Consider the following 13,330-nt stretch of genomic DNA (forward strand, 5'->3'; position numbering starts at 1 on the left):
CTCAGCCGCCGTTGCCGGCGAACAACGACACGGCGCAGCCGTCCGGGTCGAGGACCACCGCGTAACGCTGCCCCCACACCGCGTCCCACGGCTTCAGATGCCCCCGGTACCCGGCGCCGGTCAGGTCGTCGTACACCGCGTCCACCTCCGCCGGGCTGTCGCAGAGAAAGGCGAGCCCGAGTCGCTCCCCGCCGCCCGGCGCGGTCCATTCGGGGTCGAACGACCGGGTGACCTCCTCGGTGTCCCACAGCAGGCGTTGCCCGCCCGGGAGTGTCACTTCGACGTGGGGTGCGGATTCCGCGTCGGCGGGGATGTCGAGACCGAGCCGGCGGTAGAAAGTGAGCGATGCGGCCAGATCCGCGGTGATGATGCCGATCGCGTCCATACGTGGTGTCATGCCTCGACCGTAGGCCGGTCACCGGCCCGGGTCTTGTACAAAACGGACGTGGCCACGATCTCCGGGCCGCCGCGGACGTACCGGGGCTGCCCGGGGCCGCGGGATCTGCCAGGGTCTGCCCGACCCGACCCGACCCGACCCGACCCGACCTGACCCGACCCGACCCGACCGCCCCGGCGCGGCCTCGCCGGGGCCGTGGCCGGACCCGGCGAGGGCCGTCCGGCTGTCAGGACGGCGCGCTGCCGGCCGTGCAGTCGGCGGGTGAGGTCCCCGGGGCCGTCAGCGCGAGGCCGAGCTGGGCACGTTCGGTGACCCAGCGGCTCGGGCGGTGGCGGGGGTCGCCCGTCGTGCGGTGCAGCGCCCGGTGCAGCTCCAGCATCCGCGCGGCGCCGATCCGGTCGCCCCAGGCCAGCGGGCCGAAGGGGTAGCCGAGCCCGGCCGTGACGGCCAGGTCGATATCGGCGGGAGAGGCGAGGGAGCGTTCCGCGATCGATGCCGCGACCGACACGATCGAGGCGAGCAGCCGCTGCGCGACCGAGCCGGCCGTGTCCCGTACCACCGAGACCGCGTAGGGCCCGTCCCCGCCCGCCGCCCTCGCCAGTACCGCGCGGGCGTCGTGTGCGGCGGCCGGGTCCGCCGCCGGGGTCACGGCCAGCACCCGGCGCCGGCCGGCCGGAGGCAGCGGGTCCACGCCGAAGGTCCGCCGCGCGGGCAGCCGGTGCGCGGCGACCTCCGAGGCCACCGTGGTGCCCCAGACCGGAACCAGGACGACGGCATCGGCGGACGGTTCCGTACCGGTCTCGACGACGGCGCCCGCGGCGGTCAGCGCCTCACGCAGCGCGGCCGCGCCCCGGTCCTGCGGCGCGGTGCCGTGGACGAACACCGGGCGGTCCGCGTCGCCCGTGACCGGCGGTTCCGGGTCCGGGGCGGGCGCCTCGGGGCCGTGGTCGAACCAGCCGCGCCCGGTCTTGCGGCCGTGCAGTCCGGCGGCCACCCGGTTCGGGGTGAGGTAGGAGGGGCGGAGCCGGTCCGCGTACCGGAACCCCTGCCAGATGGAGTCGGTCACCGCGGCCGTCACATCCAGACCGGTGAGGTCCATCAGCTCGAACGGTCCCATCCGCAGGCCGAGCACGTCACGGGCGATCCGGTCGATGCCCGCCGGGTCGGTGACCGTCTCCTCCAGCAGCGCCAACGCCTCGGTGACCAGACCGCGACCGGCGTGATTGACCAGGAAACCGGGGGTGTCGGCGACCGTGACCGCACGGTGTCCGCAGCCCTCGACGAGTGCGGTGAGGGCCGGCGGGATCTCCGGGCGAGTGGCCGCGCCAGGGACGATCTCGACGATCTTCATCAGCGGCACCGGGTTGAAGAAGTGCAGCCCGGCCAGGCGGGTCGGATCCTCCAGCCCCGCGGCGATCCGGGTGACCGACAGGGACGAGGTGTTGGTGGCGAAGACCGCCGTCGCGGGCAGCGCCCGCTCCAGCCGGCCGAAGACCTCCGTCTTGGTGTCGAGATCCTCCCGTACGGCCTCGATGACCAGTTCGACGTCAGCTCCCGCCGTCCACGGGTCGTCGAGCGGGACGAGCCGCTCCAGGGCGGCGGCGGAGTCCTCGGCGGACATCCGGCCCTTCTGCACGGCCCGGTCGAGCATCGACCGTACGAAGTCCACGGCGGCCGTCACCGCCTCCGTACGTACGTCGCACAGCTCGACGGTGTGTCCGGCGGTCGCCGCCCACTGGGCGATGCCGCGGCCCATAGCCCCGGCGCCGACGATCCTGATACGCATGGCGGTTGCGGTCCTCTCAGGGTGTGACATGTGATCCGTCTCAGCGAAGACAGACGCGGTCCGGGTCCACGTCCTCGTGCAGCAGCCGGAGTTCGGCCGCGGTCGGCGGCGGTACGGTCCCGATCGTGTCGGCGGCCTTCAGGTCCCAGCCGGTGGCTGCCCGTACCTGTTCGACGGTGACGCCCGGGTGGACGGCGACCAGCCATCTGGGTATTGCCGCTGCGGTCGGCGCGCTGGGCGTGGATGATCGTCACATCCGGGTTGACCGGCGGTGCGACATAGATCTCCTCGGCCTCGCCGTCCGGGCCCGGGTACGGCGAAGTGACCTTGCGCAGAGCGCTGTTGACGGACGGCAGATCGCTGCCGCCGTAGCTGCGCAGCGGGTGGAACGGCAGCCGCTGGGCGCCGGCGAGGTAGCGGCAGATCATCCCGTAGTGGCTGTACTCCTCGAAGGCGAGCGGTGCCGGATCGCCGCTCTCGATGCGGCGGCGCAGCTCGCCGAGCGATCCGGCGGAGGAGTTGCCCACGAAGGAGGAGACCAGTCGCGAGACACAGCCCGCGGCGACCATCTGGTCCACCACGATGTCCGCGGTCATCCGGACGCCCATCTCGTCCCCACCGCCGCGGGCCACGAGATCATCCGTCAGGGCCGCCGGAGCCTCACCGCAGACGGTGCCACCGTCGTGGATGAAGGCGGCGATCGCCGCCTTCATCGACATCGTCTTGTTCCTCCGGCCCGGCGTGGCCACGGTGCTCCTCCGGCTCTGCGCACGCCCTGTGTACGCGCGTCGTCCCACCGTGTCAGCGGCTATTGATTGCTGTCCAATACCAAATTAAGGTCGCACCAAGACGGCCCAGTAATTAATTGAGGAGCGGGCATGGAGTTGCGTCATCTGTCCGCGTTCGTCGCCGTGGCCGAGGAACTGCACTTCGGGCGGGCCGCGAAACGACTGCAGATGGCCCAGCCGCCGTTGAGCCAGCAGATCCGGCAGCTGGAGAAGGAGCTGGGCGTCCAGCTCTTCGAACGCAACACCCGGTCGGTACGGCTCACCAGCGCGGGGGAGTCCTTCCTTCAGCCTGTAAGGACCGTGCTCGGCGACCTCGACACCGCGGTGCGCGCGGCGAAGGCGGCCGGACGGGGTGAGTGCGGACGGGTCACCATCGGCTTCGCGGGCGCCTCCAGTCACGAGACGCTGCCGCTCCTCACCCGGGCCGTACGCGCCGCCCACCCCGCGATCGAACTGGTCATGAAGGGGCAGACGTACGCGAATGTCGCCCTCGACCGGGTCGCCGGCGGCTCGCTCGACCTGGGGTTCGTCCGGCTGCCGGTGACCCGGCCGGGTGTGGCGTACCGGGTGATCGACGAGGAGGAGCTGGTGTGCGCGCTGCCCTCCGACCACCGGCTCGCCCGGCTGGAGAGCGTCCCCATCGGGGTCCTGGCGGAGGAGCCCTTCGTCTCCTTCCCCGCCAACACCGGCTCCACCGTGCGCGACGCCATGGTCGGGGCCTGCGAGGCCGCCGGGTTCAACCCGCGCGTGGTCCAGGAGGCGCCCGACTCGTACACCATCCTGGCGCTCGTGGCCGCCGGGGTCGGTGCCACCCTCACCGTTACCTCCGTCCAGCACATCCAGCAGAGCGGCCTCGTCTACCGGCCCCTGTCCGGGCCGCCCATCCGGCTCCGGGCGGCGCTGGCCTGGCGGGCCGACAACCCCTCCGCCGCTCTCCGGGCGGTGCTCGCGGTGGCGGAGGAAGCCCTGCCCACCCCGGCCGGTCCGGCCGGGCGGACGGATCCGGTGGGGAACCGAACCGTCGTGGGCCGTCATTGAGACGTGCCACGTCTTGGACCAGGGTGAACTGGATATTGGACCGGCTCAGTCACCGGGTGCAAGGGTCGGCGGCACACGTCCCCGCCATCGGAAGGGCGGTACGCGCCCTCGCCACCGAAAGGTCACGCCGTGCCCGACCAGCAGCTCGATGTCGTCATCTGTGAACCGCTGCGCACCCCCATCGGCCGTTTCGGCGGAGTGTTCGCACAGCAGGCGCCGGCCCCACTCGCCGCACGCGTCATCGCCGAGGTCGTCGCCCGTACCGGCATCGACCCCGCCGCGGTCGACGAGGTGATCCTCGGCCACGCCTACCCGTCCGCCGAGGCCCCCGCCATCGGCCGGGTCGCCGCTCTCGACGCCGGGTTGCCCGAGACCGTCACCGGCTCCCAGACCGACCGGCGCTGTGGCTCCGGTCTCCAGGCCGTCCTCGACGCGGCCATGCAGATCCGGGCCGGCTTCAGCGAGGTCGTCATCGCGGGCGGTGTCGACGTGATGAGCGCCGCCCCGTACTACACGCACGACGGCCGCTGGGGCATCAAGGGCCCGGGTCTCCAGCTCCACGACGCGCTGGCCCGGGGCAGGGCCACCGCGGGCGGCGTCAACCACCCCGTACCCGGCGGCATGATCGAGACCGCCGAGAACCTGCGCCGCGCGTACGGCATCAGCCGCGCCGATCAGGACGCCCTCGCCCTGCGCTCGCAGCAACGCGCCGCCCGGGCCGCGGCGGAGGGACGGTACGACGCGGAGACCGTTCCCGTCACCGTACGGACCCGCAAGGGCGAGACGGTCGTCACCGCCGACGAGCACCCCCGTCCGGACACCACCGCCGAACAGCTCGCCGCGCTGCGCCCGGTCATGGTGAAGTCCGACCCGGAGGCGACCGTCACCGCGGGCAACGCCAGCGGGCAGAACGACGCGGCCGCGGCCTGCCTGGTGACCAGCGCGGCCACCGCCGAACGGCTCGGCCTCACCCCGCTGGTCCGGCTGGTCTCCTTCGCCCGCGCCGGGGTGCCCGCCGCGACGATGGGAATCGGTCCCGTCCCGGCGACCCGGGCCGCCCTCGACCGCGCCGGACTCACCCTCGCCGACCTCGACCTGATCGAGCTCAACGAAGCATTCGCCGCCCAAGTGCTCGCCTGCACTCGTGAGTTGGGGCTCGGTGACACGGACCATGAGCAGCGTATCAACGTCAACGGCTCCGGCATCTCCCTCGGCCACCCGGTCGGCGCCACCGGCGCCCGTATCCTCGCCACGCTGACCCGTGAAATGCACCGCCGAGAGGCCCGGTACGGCCTGGAGACCATGTGCATCGGTGGCGGACAGGGCCTCGCCGCGATCTTCGAGCGCATCACGGCCTGAGACAGCCGCGTGCGATGAGACGCACGGCGTCTCATCGGCGAGACGCAGCGCCGGGTCCCGCGAGCCCGGCGTGATCCAGACGAGAGGCCTTAGGAATTGCCCGCTGCGGCGAGGGCGCGTTCGGCTCCGGCGGCGAGGGCGGCGACGATGTCGCCGGCGGACTCGACCGAGGTGATGAGGTCCAGCCCCTCGCCGGCCCAGACCGGAACGGCGTCGAGGTCACCGCGGGCGGCGGCGTCGCGATAGGTCTGCTGGGCCGCGGTGTCGTTGCTGAGCTCGTCCTCGCGGCCGCGCCAGCGGTCCAGGAAGGCGTTGGGCAGGGTTCGGGCGGTGTAGCGGCGGGGCCACGGTGCCCCTCGGGCGATGTCCAGCACTCTGCTCCGTTCGGTGTCACCCCCGCGGCCGTCGACGAGGGCCTTGGCGACGTGCGCGGGGACGAGCGCTTCGAGGCTCGCCTGGAAGCGGGTACCCACCAGTGCGCCGGCAGCCCCCAGGGCCAGAGCGGCGGCCACGCCGCGCCCGTCGGAGATACCCCCCGCGGCGAGTACCGGAGTCGGCGAGACCAGGTCGGCCACCGCCGGCACGAAGGGCAGCGTGGCGCGCGTTCCGCCGTGTCCGCCCGCCTCGCCGCCCTGGGCGACGATCACGTCGGCACCGGCATCACGCGCACGTCTGGCCTCCTCCAGATCGGTGACCTGCACGATCAGCGCGACGTCCGCGCCACGGACCTGCCCGGCGAAAGGGGTGGGGTCGCCGAAGGAGAACATCAGCGCGTCCGGCTCGTACTCCAGGGCGCGGGCCACGGTCTCCGTGTCGACGGCCCAGGTCAGGAACCCGACGCCCCAGGAGCCTTCGGCCCGCTCGCTGACCCACGCGAGTTCGCGCTCCAGCCACTCCCGTTCACCCCGGCCGCCACCGACCAGGCCCAGCCCGCCGCTGTTCGACACCGCGGCCGCCAGGGCGCCGCCCGCCGAACCGCCCATCGGGGCGAGCGCGATCGGATGCCGCAGTGCCAGGGCCCGGGTGAACGCCGTCGTCAATGACATGTGACACACCTTCCCACCGGTCCCGGCTCCAGGCATGAGGATTGCCAGAACCAGGACGACGCCGTCGAGGGCCGTCACGGATCGACGACCCCGGCTGCCGCGATGCCGAGCGTCATGGCCGGCCGCCCCGGATCGACGGCTGCGGCCGCTTCGGCGAGTACGCCCAGCACAGCGGCCGCGCCGTCCGGGGCCGGGGCGACACCGGCATCTCTTCCGGCACCGCCGGCCGTCGGCTGCGAGGGGGCGTTCATCGGACCAGCGAAAGACCGGCCGTGCGTAGGCACTGGGAAACCAGGGCGATCGATTCGGCGCTCAGCTGGATCTGCGGGAAGGCGGTGTCACCGCACCCGATGACGCCGAGCAGTTGGAGCGCGGCCTTGAACGAGCCGAGCGCCGAGGAGCTGCGGCCCATGTCCGCCTCCGGCCCGACGTCGACCATGGCGAACAGCTCGACGAGCCGCTCCTGCTCCTTCGCGGCCAGCTCCCAGTTCCCGGCCCGCGCGGCGTCGTACAGCCGGACGTATCCGGCCGGGTCGACATTGCCGATGCCCGGTACGACACCGTCGACACCGGCCAACAGGGCGGCATCCACCGTGAGTTCGGATCCAGTGAGCACGCTGAACCGTGGTGCGGGACCCACCTTGCGGCCCTCGCGGCCACCCAGCTCCACGAGCAGCCGGCGCAGCCCGCCCTCGTCGCCGCTGCTGTCCTTGAGCCCGGCCAGCGTGCCGTCCTCGGCGAGTTCGCGCACCAGTGCGGCGGAGAGCTTGCGGTGCACGGCGACCGGGATGTCGTACGCGAACAGCGGCAGGTCGACCGTCGCGCGCAGCCGCCGGAAGTGCTGGGCGATCTCCGTGTCGTGGGTGCGGGTGTAGAAGGGCGCGGTCGCGACCAGGGCGTCCGCGCCCAGCCCGGCGGCGGACCTGGCGTGCTCGACGACGCGTGCGGTGGTGGTGTCGATGACGCCGGCGAGCACCGGAACCCTGCCGTCGGTCGCGTTGACCACGGTTTCCAGTGTCGTGGCGCGCTGCTCGTCGGTGAGGTACGCGACCTCGCTGGTGGAGCCGAGTGCGAACAGGCCGTGCACACCACCGTCGATGAGGTGCTCGACGAGGCGGGCGAGGGACGCGGTGTCGACCTCCCCCTGGGAGTCGAGCGGGGTGCAGACCGGCGGGACGACGCCGTGCAGCGGTGCGGTCAGAGGCATGGTGAGGGCTCCAGCTTGGTCGATGAGCCGATGGTCGACGAGCCGATCCGTGCGCGGGGAGGACTGCGCGGATCAAGACATGAGACGTAAGATGTCCTATGTCTGGCGTCACCTTAAACAGTTGCTCCTGTGGCCGGTCAAGGCCGCGGCCGCCGACGGCGACCGTGCGGTGCGCGCCATGCGTACCCGCTTCGACGGCATCCGCGCCCGCCTGGAACCGGGAACCGGCTTCAGGACCGGGCGCCCGGCGGGTTGAGGGAAGTCGGGTCCGGGGGCTCCAAACCCCCGTTCAATCCAGGTCGGACGGGGTCGGGCCACCCAGCCGGCCCCGGTCAACCTCCCGCGACCGCCCCATGATCGCGGTGACCGCCATCCGTACCGCCCGGTCCGTCACCGCCGTGTCGTCGTCGCCCGCTTCGATCGCCGTCGTGGCGGCGTTGACGATCCCCTGCAGCAGCAGCGCCGTGCGTCGCGGGTCCTCCTCGCCCAGCTCGGTCAGAGCGCCGATCAGTGGGGTGAGCAGCTCCCGGTGGGCCCGCGCCGCGCTCTCCCGTACCACTGTCGCGTCCCGGACCCCGGCCAGCGCCTGGGCGATCCGGTGCTCCCCGCTGCGTACCAGCTTCAGCTGGGACGACACATAGGCGGCGATCTTCTCCTCCGGTGTGGCGGCCGCCGACATGCCGGCCCGGATGGCCTCCGTCCAGCGCGGCATGGCGTCCTCGACGACGGCGGCGAGCAGTTCGGGGCGCCCGGGGAAGTACTTGTACACGCTGTTGCGGGCGAGGCCCGTGGCCCGGGCGACCGCGGTGAAGGTCACGGCCTCGGCGTCGCCGCCCTCCAGCATCGCGCGCGCCGCCCGCACCAGGGCCAGCCGCTGCTGGGCGTGGTGCTCGGCGACCGTGGCGGCTCTGATCTTGGGCACGGGCCCAGTCTAGAAGCCCCGGCTCTCTCCCGACCCCCACTTGGGGACGCTGCGTCCCCATCATCTATGTTGGCGACACACCGTCTCTAACATCGATCCACCGAAGGGAACCGCCGTGTTCCTCGCTCTGCTGGAGCTGCGCGCCGCCCGAGGGCGCTTTCTGCTCATGGGGTCCGTCGTGGTACTCGTCGCCGCACTCGTCGGGATCGTCTCCGGCTTCACCACCGGACTCGGCGACGACACCATCTCCGCGCTGCGTCGCCTCCCGGCCGCGCAGCTGGTCTTCTCCTCGGACGCCCGGTCCGACCAGTTCGCCCGCAGCCTCCTCGACGAAAGGACCGCCGCCGCCTGGCGCAGGGACGCGGACACCGACATGACACCGCTGGGGGTCTCCATCGCCCGCGGTACGACGAACCGGGGCACCGAAGTCGATCTCGCCGCGTTCGGAGTCGAGCCCGCCTCCTTCCTGAGCCCGTCCGTCAATCGGGGCGACGGCCTGGCGAACGCCGGGCCGGACAGCGTCGTCATCTCCACGGAGCTCTCCGACGAAGGCGTACGCGTCGGAGACACCCTGGTCATCGACCGGCTCGGCATCAGGCTGCGCGTCATCGGGCTGACCGAGCGCTCCAGCTACGGCCATGTGCCCGCCGCCTACGTCCCGCTGAAGACCTGGCAGCGCATCCGCTTCAGCACCCCGGGCGCCCCGGCCTCCTCCTCCGCCGCCGTCCCCGACCAGTTCAGCGCCCTGGCCCTGCGCACCCCGGCCGGAGCATCGACCGCCGCCCTCGACCAGCGCCACTCCACCACCACACTCACCAAGGAGAAGGCGTACGAGGCGGCCCCGGGCTACACCGGCGAACGCGTCACCATGACCTCGATCCAGGTTTTCCTCTACCTGATCGCCCCGCTGGTGGTCGGCGCCTTCTTCGCCGTGTGGACGGTACAGCGCCGGCCCGAACTCGCCCTGCTGCGCGCACTCGGCGCCTCCCGGCGGCGGCTGCTCGCCCACACCGTGCTCCAGGCCGGCCTGGTCGTGGTCCTCGGCACCGCCGCGGGCGCCGTACTCGCCGGAGCGGTCGGGCTGCTGGTCGGCGAAAAGGTGCCGTTCAGCCTGCCCGCCGCCACCCTCCTCACCACCATGTGCACCGTCGCGGCCGTCGGCCTCGCGGGCACCGCCCTGACCCTGCGCCGGGTCACCCGAGCCGACCCGCTGACCATGCTGGGAGCCAACCGATGAGCCTCGAACTGACCTCCGTCACCGTCGAGTTCGGTCGCGCGGAGGCCCGTACCACCGTCTTCGACGGCCTCGACGTCACCTTCGAACCGGGTAGGATGACCGCCCTCGTCGGCCCCTCGGGATCCGGCAAGTCCACGCTGCTCGCCGTCGCGGGCGCGCTGCTGCGGCCCACCGCCGGGCAGGTCCTGCTGAACGGCCAGGACCTCGCGGGACTCTCCGACGCCCAGCGCGCCGGAGTGCGGCGGGAGCGCATCGGCTACATGTTCCAGAGCGGCAACCTGCTCTCCGGTCTGACCGTGGTCGAACAGCTCCTGGCCGCCGTGTACATCAGTGGCGGACGTCCCCGAGCGCACCGCCCCCGCGCCGAGGAGGCACTGACCGCGGTGGGTCTCGGCAAGCGGCTACGCCACCGCCCCGAGCAGCTCTCCGGCGGCGAACGCCAGCGTGTCGCCCTGGCCCGCGCGCTCTTCCTCTCCCCGAAACTCCTGCTGGTCGACGAGCCGACCGCGGCCGTCGACCGTTCTCGGGCGGCCGAGTTGGCCGCCCTCCTCGCCGAACGCACCCGCCGGGACAACTGCGTCACGGTCGTCGCCACGCACGATCCGGCCGTGGCGGAGGCCGCCGACCGGATCGTGGACATGGCCCGGCTGACCGCGGCCGCGGCTCCGTCCGCGCGGCCCGGCCGCTGAAGGGGCCGGCGACGGGCCCGTCACCGCCGATGCACGCTGCCGTACGGATAGCTTCTGGCACCGTTCAGCACACCACGGCTCCACGCGTCCATGTCGGAGGGCCCCATCGCCGCCCAGTCGGGCGTGCGCTTCACCAGCTCGCGCCCGAGCCTGCGGCTCGGCGGATCAGGGCGCGGCCCGAGGGGGTCCGGCCGACGGAATCGACGGGCAGCTCGCGGCGGTAGACGCTCTCCCCGATGTTCGCCCGCAACGCCCGCCACAGCAGGCCCCAGTTGCACGAGGTGACCGGGGCTTCCTGGCGGGCCGGCTCCCGCGACGACCGCCCACCGGGCGCCCGGGTGAGCCAGACGCGGGTGGCCACGGGAGTGGTCGGCACGCCGGGAGGGCCCGCGGGTGGATCAGCCCCGGCCGTCGTCGCGGCCGCGCGCCTCGGAGATCCGGCGTCTGACCGGGGTGTAGTGCTCTTCCAGCGCCTTTATGAAACCGGGTATGTCCCCGGCCCGCGCGGCGTCCACGATGTTCTGGTGCGCCGTGATCGTGGCCATCTCGTCGGCGTGCGTGAATCCGTCCAGGTGCGGCGCGACGATCGTGTACACATCCCAGAAGGCCATCGAGAGCTGACCGATCAGCTCGTTGCCGAGGGGCGCCACCAGCAGGGCGTGGAACGCCCGGTCCGCCTCGACGAAGCCGTGCCCGTCCTGCGAGCCGGTCTCGCGCATGGTGGTGACCTGGCCGTCCAGTGCGTCGAGCTGCTCAGTGGTGAGCAGTGAGACGATCCGGCCGGCCATGCCGCGTTCGAAGAGTTCGCGTACGTCGACGAGGTCGGCCATGACCTGGAAGTCGTCGTCGGGGGAGAGCAGCCCGCGGAACGTCAGGCTCTCCACCAGGGCGGACAGGCTCATCCTGCCCACGTAGGTGCCGTGCCCGTGGCGCACCTCGACGATGTCCAGCGCGTTGAGGATCCTGACCGCCTCGCGGACGCTGGAACGGCTGGCGCCGAGCGCCTCGCACAGAGCCGACTCGGTGGGCAGCGGGTCCCCGGGACGGAGCCGTTCGTCGAGGATGTAGCGCTTGATGCCCTCGACGACTTCCTGCCGGAGCAACCGCCGACCGGGCCTCGTACCGGGCATGTGTGAAATCCCCACGTCTCGACCCCTCTCGATTGTCAGGCTACGTTCCCACGCTATCAAGGCGTCAGACATCTGACGTCTAATGTCTGAACTCGACCGGCTTCGACTCCGTGATCACCTCCGGCACGCCGACGACGTGGTGTTGGGGCTGATACTGGGTGATCGCGCGATTCGACGAGGGGAGTTCGGGGTGGAACAGGCGTTGAGCATCGCGGTGGCGCAGCCGAGGTGCACGACCTACGACGTGACGGCCAACGCGGTGGCCCATGCGGAGGCTGTCCGGGCGGCGGATGCGCGGGTAGTGGTCTTCCCCGAGATGTCGCTGACGGGCTACGAGTTGGACGCGGTGCCGGTCGTTCCGGACGATGAACGGCTGGCTCCGATCGTCGCCGCGTGCGCCGAGAGCGGGACGCTTGCCCTGGTCGGCGCACCTGTGCCGGGTCCGCGGATCGGCATCCTGGCTGTGGACGGAGAGGGCGCGCGGGTGGCTTACGGGAAGGTGTTCCTGCACGGCAGCGAGGCCGTCCGCTTTGTGCCGGGGGAGCCGGCCGTGATCGAAGTGGACGGGTGGCGTCTGGGGCTCGCTGTCTGCCGCGACACGGGTATCCCCGAGCATGCCACGAGGACCGCAGCGCTGGGCATCGACGGATATGTGGCTGGGGTTGTCCACGCCGATCACGAGGCCGAGGTCCACGGGGAGCGCGCCCGCCGGATTGCAGCCGTCCATGGCGTATGGGTCGCCACGGCGGCCTTCGCAGGCCCGACCGGTGGCGGCTTCGACCGCACGTCCGGCCGTTCGGGCATCTGGTCCGCCGACGGGGAACTGGTCGCGGAGGCGGGTGCCGCCCCCGACGAGATTGCGCGGGCGGTTTTCATCAAGTGAGTCCGAGTCGGAGCGGGGGAGCTGCGACTGGCAGGCGACCGAGACGGCCACTTCCGTGATGTCGCCGCCCTCGACGTGCCGGTCCGCCTACGGCGTGCTGGTCTGTGCGCACAGCAAGCCGGACCCGGAGCTGCTGCTGCATCGTGCGCGCGGCCCGTCCGGGTGCGGCGTCCGCCACGATCGCGGCCTGCCCGGACCGGGCGGGTCTGTCCCGGGTCCGAGCGGAATTGCAGAGGTCCGTCGGTACAGTCCAGGCTGCACCGACGGACCTCCGCAATTCCTGTTTCTTCTGTCGGATGTGCGGGTCAGCCCTTCGAGGCGCGGGCGCGGCGCATCAGCAGGGCGCCACCGAGCACCATCGCGGCGCTCGCCCCACCGGCCAGACCCGTCTTGGCGTCCGCACCGGTGTGCGCCAGCTGCGGCGGCTGGTGGTGCTGGTGGTGCTGGTGGTGCCCCTGCGGCTCATGGTGGACCGGGGGCTTGTGCGGCCAGTTGTGGGTGGGCGGCTCGTGGTGGTCCGGCGGGCAGTCCGGCTTGTGGTGGTGCGGCGGCTTGTGGTGCGTCGGCGGCTTGTGGTGGTCCGGCGGGCAGTCCGGCTTGTGGTGGTGCGGCGGCTTGTGGTGCGTCGGCGGCTCGTTCGGAGGCTGGGCCGGCGGCTCGTGCGGCGGCTGGACCGGGGGCTCGTGCGGCGTGTCGACCGGGGGCTCGTTCGGTGTGTCGACCGGCGGAGGAGTGCTGGTGCCCGGGGACTCGTTCCCGCACTCGTTGCCGACCGCGGGGTTCAGCAGGCCGGCGGCGTCGACGGTGTTGCCGCACACATTGACCGGAACATCCACGGGAACCTTACG

15 protein-coding genes and 2 pseudogenes are annotated in these 13,330 nt (G+C 72.3%); 6 read left to right on the plus strand and 11 right to left on the minus strand.

Going from position 1 to position 13,330, the window contains the following annotated elements:
* Position 1: 1 nt before the first annotated feature.
* The 4 genes and pseudogenes from ACF08M_RS24070 to ACF08M_RS24085 all read right to left on the minus strand — a co-directional run.
* Complete coding sequence (locus ACF08M_RS24070; protein ID WP_392187335.1) at positions 2-397, minus strand: VOC family protein; 396 nt, start codon at positions 395-397, stop codon at positions 2-4.
* Between the two features lie 226 nt (positions 398-623).
* On the minus strand, positions 624-2,183 hold the full coding sequence (locus tag ACF08M_RS24075) for a 3-hydroxyacyl-CoA dehydrogenase (RefSeq protein WP_392187336.1): 1,560 nt from the start codon (positions 2,181-2,183) through the stop codon (positions 624-626).
* 40 nt (positions 2,184-2,223) lie between these two features.
* Positions 2,224-2,385 (minus strand): annotated as a pseudogene (locus ACF08M_RS24080) (3-oxoadipate--succinyl-CoA transferase subunit B); the annotation flags it as partial.
* Positions 2,381-2,932, minus strand: a pseudogene (locus ACF08M_RS24085) (CoA transferase subunit A); the annotation flags it as partial. The pseudogenes ACF08M_RS24085 and ACF08M_RS24080, both read right to left, overlap by 5 nt.
* A 129-nt stretch (positions 2,933-3,061) precedes the next feature.
* Here ACF08M_RS24085 and ACF08M_RS24090 point away from each other — a divergent pair.
* Positions 3,062-4,009: a LysR family transcriptional regulator gene (locus ACF08M_RS24090; RefSeq protein ID WP_392187337.1), complete on the plus strand. Its 948-nt coding sequence runs from the start codon at positions 3,062-3,064 to the stop codon at positions 4,007-4,009.
* 129 nt (positions 4,010-4,138) lie between these two features.
* Complete coding sequence (locus tag ACF08M_RS24095; protein ID WP_392187338.1) at positions 4,139-5,368, plus strand: acetyl-CoA C-acetyltransferase; 1,230 nt, start codon at positions 4,139-4,141, stop codon at positions 5,366-5,368.
* A gap of 89 nt (positions 5,369-5,457) precedes the next feature.
* On the opposite strand, the gene ACF08M_RS24100 is transcribed toward ACF08M_RS24095, so the two are convergent.
* The 3 genes from ACF08M_RS24100 to ACF08M_RS24110 form a co-directional block, all read right to left on the minus strand.
* Positions 5,458-6,414, minus strand: coding sequence for an NAD(P)H-dependent flavin oxidoreductase (locus tag ACF08M_RS24100; protein WP_392187339.1), 957 nt, complete (start codon positions 6,412-6,414; stop codon positions 5,458-5,460).
* Between the two features lie 74 nt (positions 6,415-6,488).
* The gene (locus ACF08M_RS24105) at positions 6,489-6,665 is read right to left on the minus strand and encodes a hypothetical protein (RefSeq protein ID WP_392187340.1); all 177 of its coding nucleotides are present in this window, start codon (positions 6,663-6,665) and stop codon (positions 6,489-6,491) included.
* Positions 6,662-7,621, minus strand: a complete 960-nt coding sequence (locus ACF08M_RS24110) for a dihydrodipicolinate synthase family protein (protein WP_392187341.1) — start codon at positions 7,619-7,621, stop codon at positions 6,662-6,664. The genes ACF08M_RS24105 and ACF08M_RS24110 overlap by 4 nt, the downstream gene beginning before the upstream one ends.
* A 79-nt stretch (positions 7,622-7,700) precedes the next feature.
* Between ACF08M_RS24110 and ACF08M_RS24115 the strand changes: the two genes are divergently transcribed.
* Positions 7,701-7,877, plus strand: coding sequence for a hypothetical protein (locus ACF08M_RS24115; RefSeq protein WP_392187342.1), 177 nt, complete (start codon positions 7,701-7,703; stop codon positions 7,875-7,877).
* Positions 7,878-7,910: 33 nt separating this feature from the next.
* Here the strand turns inward: ACF08M_RS24115 and ACF08M_RS24120 are convergent, their stop codons facing one another.
* Positions 7,911-8,543 (minus strand): TetR/AcrR family transcriptional regulator, encoded by a 633-nt coding sequence (locus tag ACF08M_RS24120; RefSeq protein ID WP_392187343.1) that lies wholly within the window; start codon positions 8,541-8,543, stop codon positions 7,911-7,913.
* A gap of 115 nt (positions 8,544-8,658) precedes the next feature.
* Between ACF08M_RS24120 and ACF08M_RS24125 the strand changes: the two genes are divergently transcribed.
* Both ACF08M_RS24125 and ACF08M_RS24130 read left to right on the plus strand, forming a co-directional pair.
* A complete protein-coding gene (locus ACF08M_RS24125; protein ID WP_392187344.1) occupies positions 8,659-9,780 on the plus strand; it encodes an ABC transporter permease in 1,122 nt (373 codons plus the stop codon).
* Positions 9,777-10,469 (plus strand): ABC transporter ATP-binding protein, encoded by a 693-nt coding sequence (locus ACF08M_RS24130; protein ID WP_392187345.1) that lies wholly within the window; start codon positions 9,777-9,779, stop codon positions 10,467-10,469. The genes ACF08M_RS24125 and ACF08M_RS24130 overlap by 4 nt, the downstream gene beginning before the upstream one ends.
* A 130-nt stretch (positions 10,470-10,599) precedes the next feature.
* Here ACF08M_RS24130 and ACF08M_RS24135 read toward each other — a convergent pair whose 3' ends face one another.
* Together ACF08M_RS24135 and ACF08M_RS24140 are read right to left on the minus strand one after the other, a co-directional pair.
* Positions 10,600-10,845 (minus strand): hypothetical protein, encoded by a 246-nt coding sequence (locus tag ACF08M_RS24135; RefSeq protein WP_392187346.1) that lies wholly within the window; start codon positions 10,843-10,845, stop codon positions 10,600-10,602.
* 22 nt (positions 10,846-10,867) lie between these two features.
* Complete coding sequence (locus ACF08M_RS24140) at positions 10,868-11,599, minus strand: FadR/GntR family transcriptional regulator (protein ID WP_392187347.1); 732 nt, start codon at positions 11,597-11,599, stop codon at positions 10,868-10,870.
* Positions 11,600-11,789: 190 nt separating this feature from the next.
* On the opposite strand from ACF08M_RS24140, the gene ACF08M_RS24145 reads away from it, so the two are divergent.
* Positions 11,790-12,482 carry a carbon-nitrogen hydrolase family protein gene (locus ACF08M_RS24145; RefSeq protein ID WP_392187348.1) on the plus strand — a complete coding sequence of 231 codons (693 nt, stop codon included), beginning with the start codon at positions 11,790-11,792 and terminating at the stop codon, positions 12,480-12,482.
* Between the two features lie 305 nt (positions 12,483-12,787).
* Here ACF08M_RS24145 and ACF08M_RS24150 read toward each other — a convergent pair.
* Positions 12,788-13,330, minus strand: a 543-nt coding sequence (locus ACF08M_RS24150; protein ID WP_392187349.1) for a chaplin, incomplete at its 5' end; no start/stop codon positions are given.

Origin of the sequence: Streptomyces sp. NPDC015032, from assembly GCF_043080425.1 — a bacterium.
Classification (GTDB): Bacteria; Actinomycetota; Actinomycetes; order Streptomycetales; family Streptomycetaceae; genus Streptomyces.

Bases quoted from the DNA above. Each gene is read 5' to 3' on its own strand.
- ACF08M_RS24070 (WP_392187335.1), bottom strand. From the start codon at position 397: ATGACACCACGTATGGACGCGATCGGCATCATCACCGCGGATCTGGCC.
- ACF08M_RS24075 (WP_392187336.1), bottom strand. From the start codon at position 2,183: ATGCGTATCAGGATCGTCGGCGCCGGGGCTATGGGCCGCGGCATCGCC.
- ACF08M_RS24090 (WP_392187337.1), top strand. From the start codon at position 3,062: ATGGAGTTGCGTCATCTGTCCGCGTTCGTCGCCGTGGCCGAGGAACTG.
- ACF08M_RS24100 (WP_392187339.1), bottom strand. From the start codon at position 6,414: ATGTCATTGACGACGGCGTTCACCCGGGCCCTGGCACTGCGGCATCCG.
- ACF08M_RS24105 (WP_392187340.1), bottom strand. From the start codon at position 6,665: ATGAACGCCCCCTCGCAGCCGACGGCCGGCGGTGCCGGAAGAGATGCC.
- ACF08M_RS24110 (WP_392187341.1), bottom strand. From the start codon at position 7,621: ATGCCTCTGACCGCACCGCTGCACGGCGTCGTCCCGCCGGTCTGCACC.
- ACF08M_RS24115 (WP_392187342.1), top strand. From the start codon at position 7,701: ATGAGACGTAAGATGTCCTATGTCTGGCGTCACCTTAAACAGTTGCTC.
- ACF08M_RS24130 (WP_392187345.1), top strand. From the start codon at position 9,777: ATGAGCCTCGAACTGACCTCCGTCACCGTCGAGTTCGGTCGCGCGGAG.
- ACF08M_RS24140 (WP_392187347.1), bottom strand. From the start codon at position 11,599: ATGCCCGGTACGAGGCCCGGTCGGCGGTTGCTCCGGCAGGAAGTCGTC.